The following is an 18,638-nucleotide window of genomic DNA, read 5'->3' as shown; positions in this document are numbered from 1 at the left end:
GGTTCAGTCCGCGCAGTCGCGCACGCCCGGTGCTGCCGCGACCACGGTGAGCCGCCACTGGAGGTCGTCGCTGCCCGGACCGTCCAGCCACGCGAGCACGGCCTCGACGTCGCCGGGGTCGTCGACCGTGAGGCAGCCGAGCCTCGCGATCTCCGAGACCGGTGTCGTGAGCGGCCAGTCGGTGACCTCGCCGTCATCGATCGAGACGTAGGTGTGCACGAACACGCGGTCGATCTCGACCTCGCCTGTGAGCTCGGTGGCGTCCTCGACGAGCGTCCACAGGTCAGCGAGGTCCTGGCGGGCCCGGGCCTGGGCGCCACTGACGCCGCCGCCCGGATCGTCCCGGTCGAACGCGTACAGCGAGATCTCGGTGCCCTCGAAGGTGAAGGGCGTGCTCGCGTGATCGGTGATCTGCGGCGTCCCGAAGTCGACGCCGTCGAACAGCGGCTCGGCCGCCTCGATCACCGCCTCGAGCTCGCAGTCCGAGAGCCAGCCCGCCACGAAGCCACCGGGCTGCTCACCGGAGAAGCCCGGCGCCATCATCGGCAGGCGCAGGTAGCCGGTGGCGTCCGTGCCGAGGTGGTCGAGCGCGGCCGCGGGGATGACCACGGCGCCGTCGGCGTAGACGATGGTCGGCGCGTAGGCCCCGGCGCCGAACAGCAGCAGGGGCTCGGCGTCGCCGGGCGCACCGGCGGTGCGGGTCTCGTCGGTGCACCCGGCGGTCGGGTCACCTCCCGGCGCGTCGCCGCACGCTGCTGCGCCGCCCATCAGCGCGGCGCTCAGCGCCACGATCGACCACATGCGTGCCCTGCTCATCGCCGACTCCCATCCTGTCCTTGACGGGATTCTGTCGCGCGACCGCGATCCGCGTCACCGGTGGGCAGAAGTCCCCTGCTCAAGCGGGCTGGGTACGGTCCTCGGGCCGGATCACCAGCACCGGGCAGTGCGCGTGGTGGACGCAGGCCACGCTGACGGAGCCAAGCAGCATGCCGCGGAACCCTCCGAGGCCGCGGCTGCCGACGATCATCATCGACGCGCGCTCGCTCTCCTCGATCAGCGTGGGAGCGGCGGGCCCGTAGACGAGCGCGGCCTCCAGATCGACGGGCGGCTCACCTCCGAAGGCGGCGTCGAGCGCGCCGTCGAGGATCTCCTGGGCGATCTCCTGAGGCCCGAACATGTCGACCGGGACGTATCCGCCGAACCCGGGGTCCACGACCCACGTCGTGACCGCACGGATCGGACGATCGAGCGCGGGACCGAGCTGGGCTGCGGTGCGCAGCGCCTGGATCGACGTCGGGGAACCGTCGACGCCGACGAGGATCGGGCGGGTGTCGCGAACATCGCTCGTGGTGCTCATATCCCCATGATTCCGCGCCAGGACGCCGAATACCTAGGACGAAGGTCATCCTCGGCGGTCGGTCGACGCGGTGGTGGCGGCACCTCGATACGCTGGCAGGCATGGCCGGAACACACGTCGCTGCCCGCTGGGAGGACTCGTTCCATCGCCGGCTCACCGCCTATCTCAAGACGCGGGGGTGGCGCCCCCGCACGATCCCGTACGTCGGTTACGGAGGCGAGCGCTTCGTGCGGGTGCTCGGTCGCGTGGTGCTGGGGCGTCGGATCGAGGCGGAGGCGAACGCGGACTCGGCCGCCACGCCCGAGGAGCTGGCGGAGGCGGTCTTCACACGCCGCGGCTGGCGCTCGTACGTCACGGCCCCGGTCGGGTACCTCCCGGTCACGGTGCGTATCGGCGATGTCGACTACCGCACGAAGACCGACCGCTCGGGCTACATCGACGTCGAGATCCGCGACCACGGCCTCGCCCCCGGCTGGCACGACGTCACGATCGCCGCACGGGCCGCCCGGCCCGAGACCGCCCGGGTGCAGATCGTCGGGGCCGAGGCCACGATCGGCCTGGTCAGCGACATCGACGACACCGTGATGGTGACCTCGGTCCCGCGGCCCTTGATCGCCGTCTGGAACACGTTCGTGCGGCACGGCAGCGCCCGCAGGGTGGTGCCGGGCATGGCGGCGATGTACGACGAGGTCATCGCGCGCAACCCCAGCGCCCCCACGTTCTACCTGTCGACCGGGGCATGGAACATCCTGCCGACGCTCGTACAGGTCCTCAGGACCGGCGGCTACCCGGCCGGTGCGCTGCTGATGACCGACTGGGGACCCACGAACAGCGGCTGGTTCCGCTCCGGTCAGGAGCACAAGCGGTCGGCGCTGCGGCGGCTCCGCGCGGAGTTTCCCCACATCGAGTGGGTGCTCGTCGGCGACGACGGCCAGCACGACCCGATGATCTACCGCGAGTTCGCGACCGAGCACCCGGACCGGGTGGCGGCCATCGCGATCCGCGAGCTGACACCGGGCGAGCAGGTGCTCGCGCACGGCACCCCGGTCGCCAACCTCGACACGGTGTGGACACCGAGGAGCGCCTCGATCCCGGAGGTCGCCGGCGCGGACGGGCGTGAGCTCGCCCCCAAGCTGCGGCAGGCGCTCGAGGACCGCTGAGCTACTCGGCGAGCCCGATCACCTCGAACGCGATCGCGAGCCTGCCGCCGAACCGCTCGGCATCCTGGGTGGCGAAGGAGCGGATCATCTCCTCCGGGTCCGGGTGCCAGTCGAGCGCGGCGAGATAGGCCTGGTGCGCACGGAGCGACGCGACGCCGGCGTCGATCGAGTCGGTGACGTCGACGGCGTGAGTGGGCTCGGTCGAGCCACCCAGGGCCGTGAACCGCACGCCGCTCCAGGGCTCGAGCACCTCGCCGTCGGGCCCGGTGAGATCGGTGAAGACCCAGCGGTTGGCGGCGTCGCGGACGCCGTCGAGAACCGCGTAGCCCACCACGCGGTGGTCGGCCATGTTGTACATCCCGCCGGGGAAGAAGTCGCGCGGCGAGCCGGTGAGCACAACGTCCGGGCGGTGCCGGCGGACGGCGGCCGCGACGTCGCGGCGCAGCTGCATCACGTCGTGGATGGTGCCGTCCGGGTGGTCGAGGTACTCGAGGCTCTCGACCCCGACGGCGTCGCACGCCGCGCGCTGCTCGGCTGCACGCACCCGGATGGTCTCCTCGGGCGCCATCGTGTCGATGCCCGCCTCCCCCCGCGTCACCAGGAGGTAGCTGACGGTCTTGCCCTGCGCCGTCCAGCGTGCGACGGCGGCTGAGGCGCCGTACTCCATGTCGTCCGGATGCGCGACGATCGCCAGCGCGCTGTCCCAGTCCTCCGGCATCGGCTTCAGCTCAGGCTCACCCATGACCCGACCGTAGTTGACCAGAAGGGTGGCAGAGTGGGGTTCGTGACCTCACACACGAACGCCATCCCCACGACCACCCTGCGCCCCGACGTCGAGATCCCGCTGCTCGGGCTCGGCACCTGGCAGGCGCCCGATGCCGAGGCGTACGAGGCGGTCCGCACCGCCCTCGATCTCGGCTACCGCCACATCGACACCGCTCGCGCGTACGGCAACGAGGAGGCGGTCGGCCGCGCGATCGCCGACTCCGGCCTCGATCGGGCGGAGATCTTCCTGACCACGAAGCTGCCGCCCGACGACGCCGATGACGCACCACGGATCATCGACGAGTCGCTGGCCAAGCTCGGGCTCGACCACCTCGACCTGTGGCTCGTGCACTGGCCGCCGAACAAGGAGGCCCGCCCCGACGTCTGGGAGAACGTGATCGCCGCGCAGCAGGCCGGCAAGACCCGCGCCATCGGCGTCAGCAACTACTCGATCGCCCAGATCGACGAGCTGACCAGCGCCACCGGAGTCACGCCGTCGATCAACCAGATCCCCTGGAGCCCGAGCGACTTCGACGCCGACCTGGTGGCGGCGCACCGCGAGCGCGATGTGGTGCTCGAGGGCTACAGCCCGTTCAAGCGCACGAACCTCGAGGACCCGGCGCTGAGGGAGATCGCCGACGCGCACGGCGTCACGCCCACCCAGGTGGTGCTGCGCTGGCACCTCGACACCGGCGTCGTCGCGATCCCGAAGTCCGTGCACCGCGAGCGGATCGCCTCGAACTTCGACGTGACCGGCTTCCAGCTCTCCGACGACGAGATCGCGCGCGTCTCGGCGCTCGACGCCCCGGAGCGCTGACGCCCCTTCCCGGGCGGTGACGCCCGTTGCCACGTCGCGCGCGTCCACCGACCGCGCCCCGTGCGCTCACCGCGCCGAGTTCGTTGCACATCGTCCCGTTCGCCTGGTGCTCCCAGCGAACCCGACGGTCTGCAACGAACTCGGCGGCACCCGGGGTGCGACAGGCCGCCGCGAGGCTCAGCCGAGCGTCGTCCCGAACAGCAGGCCGAGGGCGTAGGTCGCTGCCGCTGCACCCCAGCCGATCCCCAGCTGGCGAACCGCGCGGAGAAGCGGCGGCCCGCCCGAGAGCACGCCCACGACCGCTCCGGTGACCAGCAGCGCAGCCCCCACGAGGCCGGCTGCGGTGAGCACCGCCGTCAGGCCCTCGAGCCCGAAGAGGTAGGGCAGCACGGGGATCAGCGCACCCGAGGAGAAGAAGAGGAAGCTGGAGATCGCGGCGCCCCAGGCGGATCCCACCTCCTCGTGGGCGGGCCCCTCGTGGCGCTCCGGGTCGGCGCCGCCGAGCGCGGCGGCGAGCCGCTCCTGTGCGCGTTGCGCGGCTTCCTCGGGTCTCATGCCGCGCGCCCGGTAGACCAGGGCGAGCTCGTTGGCGTCGACGTCGAGGTCGGGCAGCACGCCGTGCGTCTTCGGGCTCGGCGTCGAGGCGGCCAGCAGCTCGCGCTGCGACCGCACCGAGACGTACTCCCCCGCCCCCATCGAGAGCGCACCCGCGAGCAGCCCGGCGAGCCCGGTCAGCAGGATCGTCGCCCGGCTGGTGCCTGCCGCCCCGATGCCGAGCACGAGCGCGAGGTTCGAGACCAGGCCGTCGTTCATGCCGAAGACGGCGGCCCGGAACGTCCCGGAGATGCGCGCCCGCCCGCGCTGTGCCAGCGAACGGACGACCTCCTCGTGGATCTGCTCGTCGGCGGCCATCGCGGGGGTGGCGTGGTCGTCGGTCGAGTACGCGGACCGTGACTCGGCCCGCTGCGCGAGCGCGAGCACGAACACCGAGCCGAACCGGCCTGCCAGCCACGTGAGCATGCGGGAGCGCACCGACGGGCGCAGCGGCAGCCCGATCTTGGGCCCGAGGAGCTGCTCCCAGTGCTCGGCGTGACGCTGCTCGGCGATCGCCAGCTCGTTGAGGATCGCGCGCTCCTCGCCCTCCTTGCGGTCCGCGAGCTCGCGGTACACCGCGGCCTCGGCGCGCTCCTCGGCCAGGTACCGGCGCCACTTCTGGATGTCGGCGCGGTTGGGGGTGGAGGTGCTCACGGTCCCATCTTGGCACCGGGAGCGGGTAGGCCTGCGGTGCGACCGCGGCGCCACAGGTCGAACCCGCGCCCTCACCGGCTGTCGGTGCGCCCGCCGACAGGCAAGGATGGGCCCGATGTCCGTGCTGGAGCTGCTGTCCGCCGTGTTCGCCGCCGTCGGCGACGTCTGGGCCTTTCGCGCGCCCGCACGGCTGAGCGATCCGGACGAGGCCATGTGGGCACCGGCGGTCGGTGTGGCCGTCCTGGCTGGGCTGTCGATCATGATCGGGAACGCTGTCGTGTTCACCATCAACCGGGTCAGCGGGCTGCGCATGCTCGCCGGCATGGCGATGGGCGCGGTGTTCATGGCGCTGCTGCGGATGCTGTCGGCCACCGTCATCGCCTTCGCCGCCTGGGCTGTCACACAGGGCCGGATCGACGGCGCGATGATCGCGATCACCTACCTCTTCGCGCTCGCACCGCTCGCCCTCAGCTTCCTCATGTTCATCCCGCACCTCGGTCTCGGCATCGGGCGGCTGCTGGAGATCTGGAGCGTGCTCTGCCTGGTCGCACTGCTCTCCCCGGTGCTCGGCGTCGGCCGCTGGGCCGCCCTCGCGATCGGGATCGGTGGCTGGTTCCTCAGCCAGTTCGTCTCCCGGATGCTCGCCCGACCCGTCGCCGCGCTCACCTCGCGCGCGTGGACCCTCGCGACCGGTCACGCGAGCCTCGTGACCGCCAAGGACATCCTCACCGGCGCCACGTTCGTGCCGCTCGAGCGTCAGGAGAAGCGCCCGTGATCAGCATGCTGGTCGCCGGCGGGGTCGCCCTGCTGCTCGCGTTCGCGTTCCTCGCACCGCTGGAGTCGTTGCGCTGGTGGAGCCGCCGCAGCGACGACGAGGTGCTGGGAGAGCTCACCCGCGCCGAGATCGAGGCCGACGGCGGAGCCGTGCTCTCCCCGCAGCCTCGCCGCTTCGTGGTGTACCTCTCGGGGATCGGCGCCGTCGACGGCACCACCGGCTCGCGCCGCGAGCAGGCGGTCCTCGACGCCGTGCTCGAGCGACTCCCCGACATGGTGGTCGCCGCTGACGTCTTCCCGTACGCGGTCGACAACCGGGGGCTGACGCAGCGCGCGACGACCTGGTTCTGGAAGCGGCTCCAGCGGTTGCAGCGGATCCCGGTGGCCAAGACCGCCTCGTACCTCATCAACCTACGCAACGCGCTCCGGGTGCTGGTCTCGGCCGACCCCCGTTACGGCCCGACGTACAACCTCGCCGTCGCACAGGAGATCGCCGAGTCGCTGACCCGGCACGGCTACGACTGGCAGGAGCGGCGCCCGGTCACGGTCATCGGTTACAGCGGCGGCGGCCAGATCGCGCTCGGCAGCTGCTGGTATCTCGCCGCGCTCGGGGTCCCGGTCTCCGTGATCTCGATCGGCGGCGTGCTCAGCGACGACCCCTCGCTGCAGCGCGTGCAGCACGTGTGGCATTTCTACGGCTCTCGGGACAGCACGCACCACCTCGGCCCGCTCGTGTTCCCCGGGCGCTGGCCCACCGCGCCGCTGTCCGACTGGCACAAGGCGGTGCACGCGGGCCGGATCACGCTGCGCACCATCGGGCCCATGAAGCACATGGGCTCGCGGGACTACTTCGACCGCCACCACCAGGACGCCCACGGCGTCAGCTACCGCCAGCTCACGGTCGATGCGCTCGTCGAGGCGCTGTCCGAGTGAGCACCGCGCCACCGTCTGGCCCACGAGAACGTCGATACGGCACGAGACCGTCGGCGCGCGAGGGCGATCTCGTGCCACAGCGACGATCTCGCGGTTGCTCCGCTGTCACCACCGGCACTAGAGTAGGAAGTAAAACGTTTGCTCACACGGATGTTACCCACCACCACGATCATCACCTCCTGCGGGCCGGGGCAGGGCACCCTCGCCCCGCGCGCACGCCTGGCCAGCGACGCCGTCGAGATCGACCTCAGCGGTGACTGGCGGTTCAGCTACCACCCGCGCGCCGACCGTGCGCCGGAGGTCCCCGAGGTCGGCGACGACCTGATCGCGGTGCCCGGGATGTGGCAGCTGCAGGGCTACGGCTCCCCCGCGTACACGAACGCCAGGTACCCGTTCCCGGTCGACCCGCCGCACGTGCCGGATGTGAACCCCGCCGGTGACTACCAGCGCGAGGTCGACCTGCCCGCCGACCTCGACGGCCTGCGCGTGCTGCTGCGGTTCGACGGCATCGACAGCGCCGCCGCCATCTGGTTCAACGGCGCCTATATCGGTGACACCAAGGGCAGCCGCAACACCCACGAGCTCGACGTGACCGAGCACGCACGCCCGGGCAGCAATGACCTGCGCGTCCGCGTCGTCCAGTGGAGCACGGGCAGCTACCTCGAGGACCAGGACATGTGGTGGCTCTCGGGCATCTTCCGCCCGGTGGCCGTGCTGCTGCGCCCGGCGCAGGGCGTCGACGACGTCCGCGTCCGCGCCGACTTCGACCACACGACCGGCACCGGCACCCTCACGGTCGACGTCGACTCCGAGGACCCGGCACCGCGCCTCCGGCTCACCGGTCTCGATGTCGAGATCCGCCCCGGCCGGCCCGTGAGCATCCCCGCGATCCGGCCCTGGTCCGCCGAGGACCCGCATCTGTACGAGCTCGTCGTCGAGACCTCCGGCGAGCGGGTGACGCTGCCGATCGGCTTCCGCACCATCGACATCGTCGATGCCCAGCTGCGCGTCAACGGTGTGCCGCTGCGGTTCCGTGGCGTCAACCGGCACGACCACCACCCCGAGCGCGGCCGCGCCGTCACCCTCGACGAGGTCCGCACCGACCTGCTCCTCATGAAGCAGCACAACGTCAACGCGGTCCGGACCGCCCACTACCCGCCGCTGCCCGGCCTCCTCGACCTCGCCGACGAGCTCGGCCTCTGGGTGATCGACGAGGCCGACTTCGAGAGCCACGGCTTCGTCGAGGTCGGCGACCGCGCCAACCCGGTCGACGACCCCGCGTTCGAGGCGGCGCTGGTCGACCGGATGCAGCGCATGGTCGCGCGCGACCGCAACCATCCCAGTGTGATCATGTGGTCGCTGGGCAACGAGAGCGGCGCGGGCCGCAACATCGCCTCGATGCGCGCCGCCGCGCTCGCCCTCGACGACACCCGCCCCATCCACTACGAGCGCGACTACTCCTTCGAGCACTCCGACGTGATGAGCCTGATGTACACCCCCGTCGACGTGCTCGCGCGGATCGGGCGGTTCGACCCGAACGCTGGCACCGGCAGCGGGACCGGCAGCCACATCGTCGGGGAGCGCAGCCGTGCCGAGGCCGCCGCGCTCGCGAGCAAGCCGTTCATCCTGGTCGAGTACGCGCACGCGATGGGCACCGGGCCGGGTGGGCTGCGCGAGTACGAGGAGCTGTTCCGCACCTATCCGCGGCTGCAGGGCGGGTTCGTCTGGGAGTGGATCGAGCACGGCATCGCCACCACCGCCCCGAACGGGAGCCTCCGGTACGGCTACGGCGGGGACTTCGGTGAGGTCGTCCACGACGGCAACTTCGTGGCCGACGGCCTCCTCGGCCCCGACCGCCGGCCGCGCCCGGGTCTGACCGATCTCAAGGCGGCCTACGCGCCGATCGACGTCACCGTTGACGCGGGCGCCGTGAGCCTCGTCAACCGCTACGACGTCGCCGACACCTCGGCGCTGACCTTCGTGGCGCAGTGGTCCGACGGCTCGGGCGCCGTCACCGAGGAGCCGCTCACCGTGCCCGTGCTCCTGCCCGGGGAGCGTGCGCGCGTCCCGCTGAGTGTGCCCGACGGCGCAGCGCTCGTCACCGTGGTGGCTCGCCTCGCGCAGCCGGCCACCTGGGCACCGGCGGGTCACGAGATCGCGTTCGGGCAGCAGCTGCTCGGCACGCCCGCCCTCCGCGCGGCACGGCCGCACCGCTGGCAGGTCGAGGACGACTCCTTGACGGCGGCGGGGGTCCGCCTCGACGGACCGACGCTGGGCGCCTGGCGCGCCCCGACCGACAACGACCGCGCGGTGCGGATGGTCGAGCTCGGCGACACCTCGGACGCCGCCGACTGGGCCGAGATGTTCCTGTACGCCCCCGCCGGCCGGATGGTGGCGCTGGAACGAGAGGGCGACGCCGTCGACATCCGCCGGCGCTGGGGTCGCGCCGCCCGGGATGTCGGCTTCGCCGAGTCCACCCGGCTCCGCCAGCACGAGGGTGTGCTGCACCTCGACACCCGCCTGGTCCCGTTCGGGCTGTTGCCCGTCGAGGCGACGCTGCCGCGCATCGGCCTGGACCTCGAGCTGCCCGGTCTGGGGCTCGACACGCGTGTGCGCTGGTTCGGGCGCGGCTTCGGCCAGACCTATCCGGACACCGGATCGGGCATGCGGCTGGGCTGGTTCGGCGGCACCGTGGCCGACCTCCAGGAGCACTACCTGCGGCCCCAGGACAACGGGCTGCGCAGCGACGTCCGCGCGCTGTGGATCGAGCACGGCGAGCAGACGCTGCAGATCGCCGGACAGCCGTTCGCCTTCTCGCTGCGGCCCTGGAGCGATCGTGAGATCGATGCAGCGGATCACCCGGACGAGCTGCCCACGACCGACCGGCTGGTGCTGTCGCTCAACGCGGCGGTGCACGGCGTCGGCACCGCGGCGTGCGGACCGGGCGTGCTGCCCCAGCACCGGCTGCACCCACGACCGGTCGAGCTGCACCTGCGGCTGTCACTGACGGAAGGGACGATCCAGCGATGAAGGCACCGATCGGCTTCGGGGCCGCGTACTACCACGAGTACCAGCCGAGCCCGCGGCTGGCGGAGGACATGCGGCTGATGCGGGAGGCCGGCTTCAGCGTCATCCGCGGGGGCGAGTCCACGTGGAGCACGTGGGAGCCCGAGGACGGCCGGTTTGAGACCGCGTGGATGCGCGAGATCCTCGACGCGGCGCACGAGCACGGCATCGACGTCATCCTCGGTACGCCCACCTATGCGGCGCCGCCGTGGCTGGCGCGCGCCCACCCCGAGATCGCCGCCGAGACCAAGACCGGTGCGCGGCGCCCGTGGGGCGCCCGCCAGGAGATCGACATCACCAACCCGACCTTCCGGCGGTACGCGGAACGGGTGATCCGCACGATGGTGAGCGAGCTCGCGGACCACCCGGCCGTCGTCGGCTATCAGCTCGACAACGAGCCCGGTGTGCTGCTGCTGCACAACGACGCGGTGTTCGAGGCCTTCAAGGGCTGGCTGGCTGAGCGGTTCGATGATGTCGAGGACATCAACGACCGCTGGGGCTTGACCTACTGGTCCCACCGCCTGTCCACCTGGGACGACCTCTGGCGCCCCGATGGCAACGCCCAGCCGCAGTACGACCTGGCGTGGCGGCTGTTCCAGGGCGAGGTCGTCGCCGAGTTCATCGGCTGGCAGGCCGGCATCGTGCGCGAGCTCGCCCGCCAGGACCAGTGGCTGACCACCTGCATCGCCTACGACCGCGTGGCCGCCGACGACCTGCGCATCGGTGCCGAGCTCGACATCGCCTCCGGCAACGCCTACTACCGGATGCAGGACGGCCTGGCGCATCCCGCGCCCATGCGTCCGCAGGCCTGGATGACCGACGGCACCTGGAGCGTGTTCGGCCAGGCGGACCGGATGTTCGGCACGCGCCGCGCTCCGTTCCTCGTCACCGAGACCAACGCGGGCGCGATCAACTTCGCGAACGTCAGCGAGCCGGGCTGGGACGGCCAGTGGCGGCAGGCGGCGTGGGCTCAGATCAGTCGCGGTGCGCGGCTGATCGAGTACTGGCACTGGCACACGAACCACTACGGCACCGAGACCCACTGGGTCGGGGTGCTCCCGCACGACCAGCAGCCTGGCCGCGTGTACCGGAACATCGCCGAGCTCGGCGAGGAGATCCGCGCGATCGGGGACCGGGTCGCTGCCACGAGCCCCGACGCCGATCTCGCGTTCGTGTTCTCGACGCCGTCCAAGTACGCGCTCGCTTTCGAGCCGGTGTTCCCGGACGAGAACGCGGCGCCGCACTCGCGCGGCTACCAGCGGATCTTCGAGGCTTTCTACAAGGGCGCCTTCGATGCCGGACTGCAGGCGCACGTGCTGCACGACAGGGCGTTGCCCGGCGGCACCGAGCTCGCGGCGCAGTATTCAGTGCTCGTGGTGCCGGGGCTGTACACCGTTGCCGACGGCGTGCTGGCCACCCTGCGCGAGTACGTCGCCGCGGGTGGTCACCTGGTCCTCGGACCGCGGACCGGGTACGCCGACGAATGGGCGGTGTCACGGCGCGAGCGGCAGCCTGGCGGGCTCGCTGATCTCGCCGGCGCCGGCTACCAGGAGTTCACGACGCTGCGCGAGCCGGTCGCCGTCGTCTCGCCCGACGGCGAGGGGCTGGGATCGGCGCACGGCTGGGCCGAGCTGCTCGAGCCCGACGGCGCCGAGGAGCTCGCGCGGTACGAGCACCCCGAGCTGGGCGCGTTCGCCGCGGCGACCACGGCAACGCACGGGCCCGGCCGCGTGACCACGGTGGGGTTCGTACCCGACGACCGCGCCGCCGTCGGTCTTCTCCGCGGGGTCGCCGAGCGCAGCGGGCTGCGACCGTTCACCAGTCCGGCCCCCTCGGTGACCCACTCCTCCGCGACCGGCGAGACCGAGCGCGTGCACCTCTACTTCAACTGGTCCGGCGACCCGGTCACGATCCCCTGGCCCCAGGGCCAGCGGGACGCCGACGGCGCGACGTGGGCTCAGCTGGAGCTCGGGGCCTGGGACGTCCGGCTGCTCTGGGAGGCCGTCTGAGCCACGCTGCTCGCTGAGTCGCTGCTGCCGCGCGGCAGCCAGAGCGAGGCGACCGTGAGCACTGTCAGCAGGTGCACGCCTCCGTACTGTCCGCCGACCTGCACCCATCCGAGATACCCGGGTGCCCACGGCGGCCCGCCGAACTCCTGCGACTCCTCGACGACGAGCGCCCAGGCGATCAGCGCCAGCGAGGCCAGTGCGAACCCGAGCACCCGGGCGATCCGTACCTCCCGACGTCGTCCGGCCGTCACCACGAACCAGACCACCGCGCCGATGAGGGCTGCCGCGGCGAGCTGTGGGATCGGCGTCCCAGGATCGGTGATTGCGGTGAGCTCGTTCCGTAGGTTGACCGTCGCGCCCGACCGCGCGGCCTCAGCCTGGATGCCGAGGATGCCGCTGGCCAGCACATAGGTGCCGCCCAACGCGACGCCCAGGACTGCCTGGACGATCCGTGGCCCTGGGCCGACCGGTACGGCCTGCTCCCTCACGGTGCTCCCCCTCGAGCGCGACTGGTCGAACATCCAGGTTGTCAGACGTGAGGGTCGCTGTCGATCGCTCCACAGAAGCCAGCATCCTCAGGTGAGCATCGTGTCGGCCTGCTATCAATAGGCATGCAGCTGCAGGAGCGTCGGCATCCGGCGACCGTCGTGTCGCTGACGGCGATCGCTGCTGCCGTCCTCGCCATCGTGTCTCTGATCCTGAACCCGCTCGTTGCTCTCGTGGCCGGTGCGATCGCACTCGTCTGCGGGATCGTCGGGTTCAGCCGTCTCCGAAACGCCCTGGGTGTCGTCGTCCTTGTGTTCAGCCTGCTGCCCGTCGTGGTCGCAGGCACTCTGCTGTTTAGCCTGGCGACAACCGGCGACTCGGGCTGATCTCGCGGCACGCGTACGTGACTCGGGCGCCCGAAAGGCAATCACGTCACGCTTTTCCAGGGGTGCACCGTGACCTGAGTGCCGCAACGGCAACTGAGTCACCCGGGCGGCAGCGTCAAGAGCGGGCGACCGCGATCCCGCGCCGCTCGCGCTGGCTGTACTCGCCGATCATGACCGGCTCGCGGAGCAGGGAGACGGCGCAGTAGTAGTGCTCGAGCCGCCCGTCGTGGGTGATCACGGCCGGCTTGTGCGCATAGGCCGAGTCGATGCTGCCTTCGGGTCCGACGTCGATCAGCACGTGCTCCGAGCGCTCCCACGTGAGCAGGTCCGTCGAGGTCGCGAAGGTCTCGCGGGCGCGGCCATCGCTGCACAGGCCGAAGTAGAACATCACCCAGGTGTCGCCGTCGCGCAGCACGCACGGGTCGGAGGCGAAGCGGTCGTCGATCGCGCCGGTCTCGCCGTTGCGGACCAGCGGTTCGTCGCTGACCCGCTCCCAGTGCGCCAGGTCCACCGAGCGCGCGAGGCCGGTCTGCTCCTGCCAGCCCCGTTCACGATCGTCCTTGGCGTTGTAGAACAGCCAGAACTGGTCCTCGTGGAACATCAGCCAGGACTTGTACAGGCCGCCCTGCTCCCAGGGCGCACCATCCTCGGGAAGCAGCAGCTCGCCGTACTCCTCCCAGCTGCGCAGGTCGCGGCTGCGCACGATCCCGATCACGCCCGGACCGGACTCGTAGCCCGCGCCCGGGTAGGCGTGATACGTCCCGTAGTACCAGCCGTCGACGGCGACCAGCTCACCCGTGCCGCGCAGGTCGGGATCGCGTGCGATCGAGGTGAGCGCGGCGTTGTAGCGGCGGTGCGGGGACCCCGGCACGCGCGGGAAGACGAGCTCGGGCTCGGACCACGCCTCGCCGTCGAACCAGGACAGCCCGGTCTGGTAGCCGACTCCGTCCCACCCGACCACGGTCATGCCGAGGCGGCCCTCGTGATGGAACACGAAGGGGCAGTCGACGCCGTGCGAGGTGAAGTCCCCGACCCGGAAGGTCGGCTCGAGCACGAGATCAGGGCTCTTGTGCGGGGTCGCGAACGGTGCCGCGGGGTCGGTGGTCACGTTGTCCTCCTGTAGCTCACGTCGTGGGTGCCGGGGCCGCGCACCTCGCTGGCGCCCTCGTAGCCCGGCGGTGGGTCGAGCCGCGCCTCGGTACCCTCGGGCACCTCGACGTGCACGCGGAGGTCCGTCTCGTCGCTGACCCAGCTCAGCTCGTAGGTGCCGGCCGGGCTGTCGAAGACCAGGGACGCCGTCGGGACGTCCGCGAGCGGCCGGGGTGAGACGACGGCGTGGGCCCAGCCCACGCTCTCAGGCGCCTGCCGGAGGCCGGCGATCGACTCCAGGAACCAGGTCCCGACGGCGCCCAGCATGACGTGGTTCGAGGAGTTGCGGGTCTGCATCCCGGTCCAGTGCTCCAGCAGCGAGGTGGCGCCGTCGGCAACCATCCTGCCGTAGCTGAGCCCTGCGGTCTGGGTGACGAACCGGTAGATCGCCTCGTGCTCCTCGGCGGCCGAGAGCACCCGCAGGATCGCCGGCAGCCCGATCTCACCGACGGTGAGCTGGTCGTCGCCCGCGGCCAGCAGCGCCAGGATGCGACGGACGGCGCGCTGCTGACCCTCGGCGTCGAGCACGCCTGCATCCGCGAGCAGCGCCGCCGTCGCCTGGGAGCCGGTCTCCAGCTGGTCGAGGTAGGCGTCAGCGAGCTGCCGGCGGACCTGCGCCGCGCGCGCCTGCATGCGCTCGGCGTCCTCGGGCCGGTCGAGCGCGCCCGCCACGGTGGCGGCGGAGTCGAGCATCCGGCCGTGGCCCCAGCCGGCAACGAGCGGGCGCGGGGTGGTCTCGTCGAGCGCGATCCAGTCACCGAGGCCGGTGCCGAGCACGCCGTCACCCGCCTTGGTCTCGATGTAGTCCCAGTACCGCATGCCCGTGTCCCAGGCGTCCCGGGCCGGTTCGAGGGTGCCGTAGTGCCGGTGGAGCAGCGCGGGCAGGTGCCAGATCGCGCCACCCCAGTTGACGTCGTCGCGGAAGCCGGGCTCCCAGTCGAAGTCGAAGACCACCAGCTCGGGGGCGATGTCCGGCACCAGGCCCTCGGGCGTCTGGGCGTCGGCCATGTGCGTGACCAGGTCGTGCCAGTGGTCGCGGATGTCCCACCGGAACGCGAGCGGCTCGAAGACCAGATGGGTCTGCTCGAGCCAGCCGAGCTTCTCGCGGTGGGGGCAGTCGGTCGGCACCGTCATCATGTTGGACTGCGCCGCACGGGTGATGAGCGTGTCGATCTGCTGCAGCACGTCGTTGCCGAGCTGCAGGTGCCCGGTGCGGCGGTCGTTCGCCATCACGGGAAGCCCCTGCACGCGGATCGCTGCAGGATCAGGCTGCACCGGTTCGCCGGCCGCGTCGCGCTGCTCCACCTGCAGGTACTGGAAGCCGTGATAGCTGAAGCGAGGCTGCCAGGTGGTGTCGGCACCGTTGCTGGTGAAGGTGTCCCACACCTCCATGCCGATCGACTTCTGGTCGATGGTGCCGTCGTCCCAGATGAACTCCGCGGGCCGCAGCGTGAGGGACTCGCCCGCCCCCAGTCCGGTGACCTCCACGCGCGGGAACCCCGCGACGTTGTACCCCAGGTCCACGACGAACGACAGGTCGTGCTCGAAGGTGCGGACCGGGCCCAGCACCGTGAGGACCCGCATGCCGGGCGCCCGCCGGTCCCAGGGCTGCGGCCCGTCGGCCGGCGTGCCGACGACGGCCACGCTCACCCAGCCCTCGTCGTCGGAACCCTCCGGGGTCATCCAGCCATGCGGCTCGAGGCGGGCGTCGTAGTCCTCGCCGCCGTACCAGTGCGCCAGCGTGGTGGGCCCGAGCCGGGCCTGCCAGCTCGCGTCGGAGGCCAGCAGCCGCACCTGGTCCTCGTCCTCGATCTCGAGCACCACGCGCGCCCGCGGGCCACCCGCGGGGCTGCCGACGAACTTGGTGTAGCGCCCTGGCGCGCGCCGCACGTGGGCCGGGCCCTCGCCGAGCTGCACCACCAGCTCGTTGCTGCCCGCCCGCAGCAGGTCGGTGACGTCGTAGGACCGAGCGCTCACCCGCACGTCGAACCGGCTCTGCCCGGGTTCGAGCACGTCCTCGCTGACCGACACCCCGCCGATCGTCGCGTGCCACACGCCGAGGCCCAGCACGTGCAGGGTGGCGCGCCGTGGCAGCCTCTCGAGGGTCCAGCGGGTGCGGAGCGTCGGCTGCTCCCACGGCGGGTCGTCGCTCGCCCACGCCGGGTGCGTGACCCAGTCGCCGTGCGTCGTCAGGGCATCGCTGCTCATCGGACCGAGGATAACGATTGTTCACGTTGGCGTGGGCGTCGTGGGAGCCCCCGACTGCTGGCCGAGTGGTAGTCGGGTGACACAAAGTCGTGGCCAGATGGCACCACAGCCGGCTTTGTCGCCCGTTCGCCGCATCTGGCCACGAGTCTGTGTCACCTCAGCCGCGGGCCGGGGCGAGGCATCCCCGACCGGCTACGGGCGCGCGGGGAATCCCTCGACCTCGGCGACCCAGCCCTCGGGCAGCTCGACCCGACGAGGCGACCCGTCGCCGTCGACCCAGCCCGCGAACAGCAGCGCGGCGGCCATCAGCAGGCCGCCGTTTCCGGGCAGGTACAGCGGCATCCGGTGCGGGACCTGCTGGTTGTGCCCGTTCGCGAGGTAGGTGTTCTTGGCCTCCGGCCGCAGCAGCGCGTCGAGCGCGATGTCGGAGCGGTCGAGCCGGGTGGCACACATCGCGATCATCGGGAAGTCCCAGCCCCACGCGCTGCGCCAGTCCCATTGCTCGCAGGCGCGCTCGAGGGTGCGCAGCATCGCGTCGTGGTCGAGGACGCCGGTATCGGGCACCACGCCGAGCGCCCCGAGCATCGAGGGGTGGTCGCGATAGGCGGTGCGCGGCGGGTTCTGGACCGCGTCGTAGTGGCCGTCCTCGCTGATCACCGGCCGTAGCCCCTCGGCCACGGCGGCCCACTCGGCCGGCTCCTCGCGGCCGTCGGCCCGCCGCCACGCCAGCGCGGTCTGCAGCGCCCACCGCACGTACGCCACCTCGAACAGCGGGTCCCACGTCTCGCGCGCGCCGTACACCTCCTGCGCCGGCATCAGCGGCGGGGGCAGGTGGAACGCCCCCTCCTGCCCCGCGAACGCGAACGAGGCGAGAAACTCCGCGGTCTCGTCGACCAGCTCGCGGTAGCGCTCGCGCACGGCGCCGACATCCTCGGCACCCATCCGCAGCAGCTCGGCATAGCTGATCACGTGCGGCTGCTGCCACAGCAGCAGCGGCCCGATGACGTTCGGGCTCTCGATGCCCTCCGGTCCCACGTGCTTGGGCCAGCGGGCGCCACGGAAGCCCTGGTCGGCAGCGATCCGCTGGGCGACCGGGAGGATGTCGGCGTACCAGGCCAGGCTGCGCTCGAGCAGCTCGCCCCGACCCCAGGCCGGGAAGTGGGCCGCGTGCCACCAGTGCATCTCGAGATGGAACGTGCCGCCCCAGCTGTTGCAGATCAGGCCGGTCTCCTGCGGCGGCGTGCTGCCGGAGCTGTGCACCTTGGTCTGGTACTGCGACAGCACGATGCGGCGCTCGAGCTCGTGGGCGCGCTCGTCGGTGCTGCCACTGAGATCGAGCGCGGCGCCGCTGCGCCAGAAGGCCTCCCACCCACTCGCCGATCGCGCGAAGACCGCCTCGGCGTCGACCAGCACGTCCGCACCCAGCGCCGGGGCGAGCTCGACCACGGCATGCAACGCATCGCCGGCGGCGGTCAGCCGCCAACGGTGCCCCTCCCCCGAGACCACCACGTCGCCCGCCGCGCGCACCTGGTAGCTGGCGTCGTCGATCCGGCGGTCCCACACGTGCGCGTCGCCCTCGCGGCGCAGCGTGGTCGTGTGCGCCTCCGGCTCGTCCCACACCGGCGGTGCCTCGAAGCTCTCCTCGATGGAGGGGAAGGCGATCTCGACGGCGAGCCGGCCGCCGTCGAGCAGGTCCGAGGAGATCGCGAACGCGATCGCGTCGCGCTCGGGGTCGACGGCGGTGCGCACCTCGACCGGGACGCCCACCACCTCGAAGCGGCTGGTCACGATCCCCGTCCAGAGGTCGTGCACCTGCGAGCGCACCACGACCTCGCCCCACTCGGGGGTGCGGCCGTCGAGGAGCAGGCCGATCTTGGCGAGGTGCAGGCGCTGCGGGTTGACCCAGTAGTAGTAGCCCGCAGCGCGGCCGGAGGCTGCCGACTGCTCGCGGTCCTCCATGTAGTCGTAGGCGGTCGGGTACGAGATCGGGCCGCGTGGGCTGTCGAAGCTCTCGAGGGTGTCGCTCAGCTCGTGACCGGGGTTGGGCTCCCAGTGGTAGCCCCACTGCGCCTGAGTGCCGAGCGGCATCGCGACCTCGCCGCGAGCGCGCGCGGCGTTGCGCTCGTAGCGGTCGGCGAAGGTCTGCAGCCCGGTGTGGTCGACCGTGAACGCCAGCTCGCCGTTGCCGACCGAGAGCGGCGCCTCGGGGCGCGGGCTCTCGTACCGGATCGTGTGGCGGCGGACGACGGCTGCTCTGTCGATCACGTGCGCTGGCTCCAG

At 71.8% G+C, this 18,638-nt stretch carries 15 protein-coding genes; 7 read left to right on the top strand and 8 right to left on the bottom strand.

Annotated features, from left to right (window positions below; genetic code table 11):
• Nucleotides 1-3: 3 nt before the first annotated feature.
• Nucleotides 4-816, bottom strand: coding sequence for a hypothetical protein (locus tag GPA03_RS15380; RefSeq protein WP_156252901.1), 813 nt, complete (start codon nt 814-816; stop codon nt 4-6).
• A gap of 79 nt (nt 817-895) precedes the next feature.
• Nucleotides 896-1,357, bottom strand: coding sequence for a universal stress protein (locus GPA03_RS15375; protein ID WP_156252900.1), 462 nt, complete (start codon nt 1,355-1,357; stop codon nt 896-898).
• Nucleotides 1,358-1,458: 101 nt separating this feature from the next.
• Between GPA03_RS15375 and GPA03_RS15370 the strand changes: the two genes are divergently transcribed.
• Nucleotides 1,459-2,517, top strand: a complete 1,059-nt coding sequence (locus GPA03_RS15370) for an App1 family protein (protein ID WP_156252899.1) — start codon at nt 1,459-1,461, stop codon at nt 2,515-2,517.
• A gap of 1 nt (nt 2,518) precedes the next feature.
• On the opposite strand, the gene GPA03_RS15365 is transcribed toward GPA03_RS15370, so the two are convergent.
• Nucleotides 2,519-3,259, bottom strand: coding sequence for a PIG-L deacetylase family protein (locus GPA03_RS15365; protein ID WP_156252898.1), 741 nt, complete (start codon nt 3,257-3,259; stop codon nt 2,519-2,521).
• 42 nt (nt 3,260-3,301) lie between these two features.
• Between GPA03_RS15365 and GPA03_RS15360 the strand changes: the two genes are divergently transcribed.
• Nucleotides 3,302-4,099, top strand: coding sequence for an aldo/keto reductase (locus GPA03_RS15360; protein WP_241681326.1), 798 nt, complete (start codon nt 3,302-3,304; stop codon nt 4,097-4,099).
• A gap of 177 nt (nt 4,100-4,276) precedes the next feature.
• Here GPA03_RS15360 and GPA03_RS15355 read toward each other — a convergent pair whose 3' ends face one another.
• Nucleotides 4,277-5,347, bottom strand: a complete 1,071-nt coding sequence (locus GPA03_RS15355) for a VIT1/CCC1 transporter family protein (RefSeq protein WP_241681325.1) — start codon at nt 5,345-5,347, stop codon at nt 4,277-4,279.
• 115 nt (nt 5,348-5,462) lie between these two features.
• Between GPA03_RS15355 and GPA03_RS15350 the strand changes: the two genes are divergently transcribed.
• The 4 genes from GPA03_RS15350 to GPA03_RS15335 all read left to right on the top strand — a co-directional run bounded on the left by GPA03_RS15350 (nt 5,463) and on the right by GPA03_RS15335 (nt 12,129).
• Complete coding sequence (locus GPA03_RS15350; protein WP_162458374.1) at nt 5,463-6,122, top strand: hypothetical protein; 660 nt, start codon at nt 5,463-5,465, stop codon at nt 6,120-6,122.
• Nucleotides 6,119-7,054 carry an alpha/beta hydrolase family protein gene (locus tag GPA03_RS15345; protein WP_156252895.1) on the top strand — a complete coding sequence of 312 codons (936 nt, stop codon included), beginning with the start codon at nt 6,119-6,121 and terminating at the stop codon, nt 7,052-7,054. Before GPA03_RS15350 ends, GPA03_RS15345 begins: the two co-directional genes overlap by 4 nt.
• Nucleotides 7,055-7,204: 150 nt before the next feature.
• Nucleotides 7,205-10,084, top strand: coding sequence for a glycoside hydrolase family 2 TIM barrel-domain containing protein (locus tag GPA03_RS15340; protein ID WP_156252894.1), 2,880 nt, complete (start codon nt 7,205-7,207; stop codon nt 10,082-10,084).
• Nucleotides 10,081-12,129, top strand: a complete 2,049-nt coding sequence (locus tag GPA03_RS15335) for a beta-galactosidase (RefSeq protein WP_156252893.1) — start codon at nt 10,081-10,083, stop codon at nt 12,127-12,129. Before GPA03_RS15340 ends, GPA03_RS15335 begins: the two co-directional genes overlap by 4 nt.
• Here the strand turns inward: GPA03_RS15335 and GPA03_RS15330 are convergent.
• A complete protein-coding gene (locus GPA03_RS15330; protein WP_156252892.1) occupies nt 12,078-12,617 on the bottom strand; it encodes a hypothetical protein in 540 nt (179 codons plus the stop codon). The genes GPA03_RS15335 and GPA03_RS15330 overlap by 52 nt on opposite strands.
• 123 nt (nt 12,618-12,740) lie before the next feature.
• Between GPA03_RS15330 and GPA03_RS15325 the strand changes: the two genes are divergently transcribed.
• Nucleotides 12,741-13,001 (top strand): hypothetical protein, encoded by a 261-nt coding sequence (locus tag GPA03_RS15325; protein ID WP_156252891.1) that lies wholly within the window; start codon nt 12,741-12,743, stop codon nt 12,999-13,001.
• A 115-nt stretch (nt 13,002-13,116) separates the two neighbouring features.
• Here the strand turns inward: GPA03_RS15325 and GPA03_RS15320 are convergent, their stop codons facing one another.
• From GPA03_RS15320 to GPA03_RS15310, 3 genes are all read right to left on the bottom strand, one after another.
• Nucleotides 13,117-14,109 carry a glycoside hydrolase family protein gene (locus GPA03_RS15320; RefSeq protein WP_156252890.1) on the bottom strand — a complete coding sequence of 331 codons (993 nt, stop codon included), beginning with the start codon at nt 14,107-14,109 and terminating at the stop codon, nt 13,117-13,119.
• The gene (locus GPA03_RS15315) at nt 14,106-16,358 is read right to left on the bottom strand and encodes a family 78 glycoside hydrolase catalytic domain (RefSeq protein ID WP_156252889.1); all 2,253 of its coding nucleotides are present in this window, start codon (nt 16,356-16,358) and stop codon (nt 14,106-14,108) included. The genes GPA03_RS15320 and GPA03_RS15315 overlap by 4 nt, the downstream gene beginning before the upstream one ends.
• 192 nt (nt 16,359-16,550) lie before the next feature.
• Nucleotides 16,551-18,623 carry a hypothetical protein gene (locus GPA03_RS15310; RefSeq protein WP_156252888.1) on the bottom strand — a complete coding sequence of 691 codons (2,073 nt, stop codon included), beginning with the start codon at nt 18,621-18,623 and terminating at the stop codon, nt 16,551-16,553.
• Nucleotides 18,624-18,638: the final 15 nt, after the last annotated feature.

It is taken from the genome of Pseudactinotalea terrae (genome assembly GCF_009733845.1).
In the GTDB taxonomy this organism is placed as follows: Bacteria; Actinomycetota; Actinomycetes; order Actinomycetales; family Beutenbergiaceae; genus Pseudactinotalea; species Pseudactinotalea terrae.
Note: the sequence above shows the minus strand (reverse complement) of the source record. Positions and strands in the feature narration are given on the sequence as shown.

What these genes read in the sequence shown, in the direction of transcription:
- GPA03_RS15380 (WP_156252901.1), bottom strand. Translation starts at nt 816, where the DNA reads ATGAGCAGGGCACGCATGTGGTCGATCGTGGCGCTGAGCGCCGCGCTG.
- GPA03_RS15375 (WP_156252900.1), bottom strand. Translation starts at nt 1,357, where the DNA reads ATGAGCACCACGAGCGATGTTCGCGACACCCGCCCGATCCTCGTCGGC.
- GPA03_RS15370 (WP_156252899.1), top strand. Translation starts at nt 1,459, where the DNA reads ATGGCCGGAACACACGTCGCTGCCCGCTGGGAGGACTCGTTCCATCGC.
- GPA03_RS15365 (WP_156252898.1), bottom strand. Translation starts at nt 3,259, where the DNA reads ATGGGTGAGCCTGAGCTGAAGCCGATGCCGGAGGACTGGGACAGCGCG.
- GPA03_RS15350 (WP_162458374.1), top strand. Translation starts at nt 5,463, where the DNA reads ATGTCCGTGCTGGAGCTGCTGTCCGCCGTGTTCGCCGCCGTCGGCGAC.
- GPA03_RS15340 (WP_156252894.1), top strand. Translation starts at nt 7,205, where the DNA reads ATGTTACCCACCACCACGATCATCACCTCCTGCGGGCCGGGGCAGGGC.
- GPA03_RS15335 (WP_156252893.1), top strand. Translation starts at nt 10,081, where the DNA reads ATGAAGGCACCGATCGGCTTCGGGGCCGCGTACTACCACGAGTACCAG.
- GPA03_RS15325 (WP_156252891.1), top strand. Translation starts at nt 12,741, where the DNA reads ATGCAGCTGCAGGAGCGTCGGCATCCGGCGACCGTCGTGTCGCTGACG.
- GPA03_RS15315 (WP_156252889.1), bottom strand. Translation starts at nt 16,358, where the DNA reads ATGAGCAGCGATGCCCTGACGACGCACGGCGACTGGGTCACGCACCCG.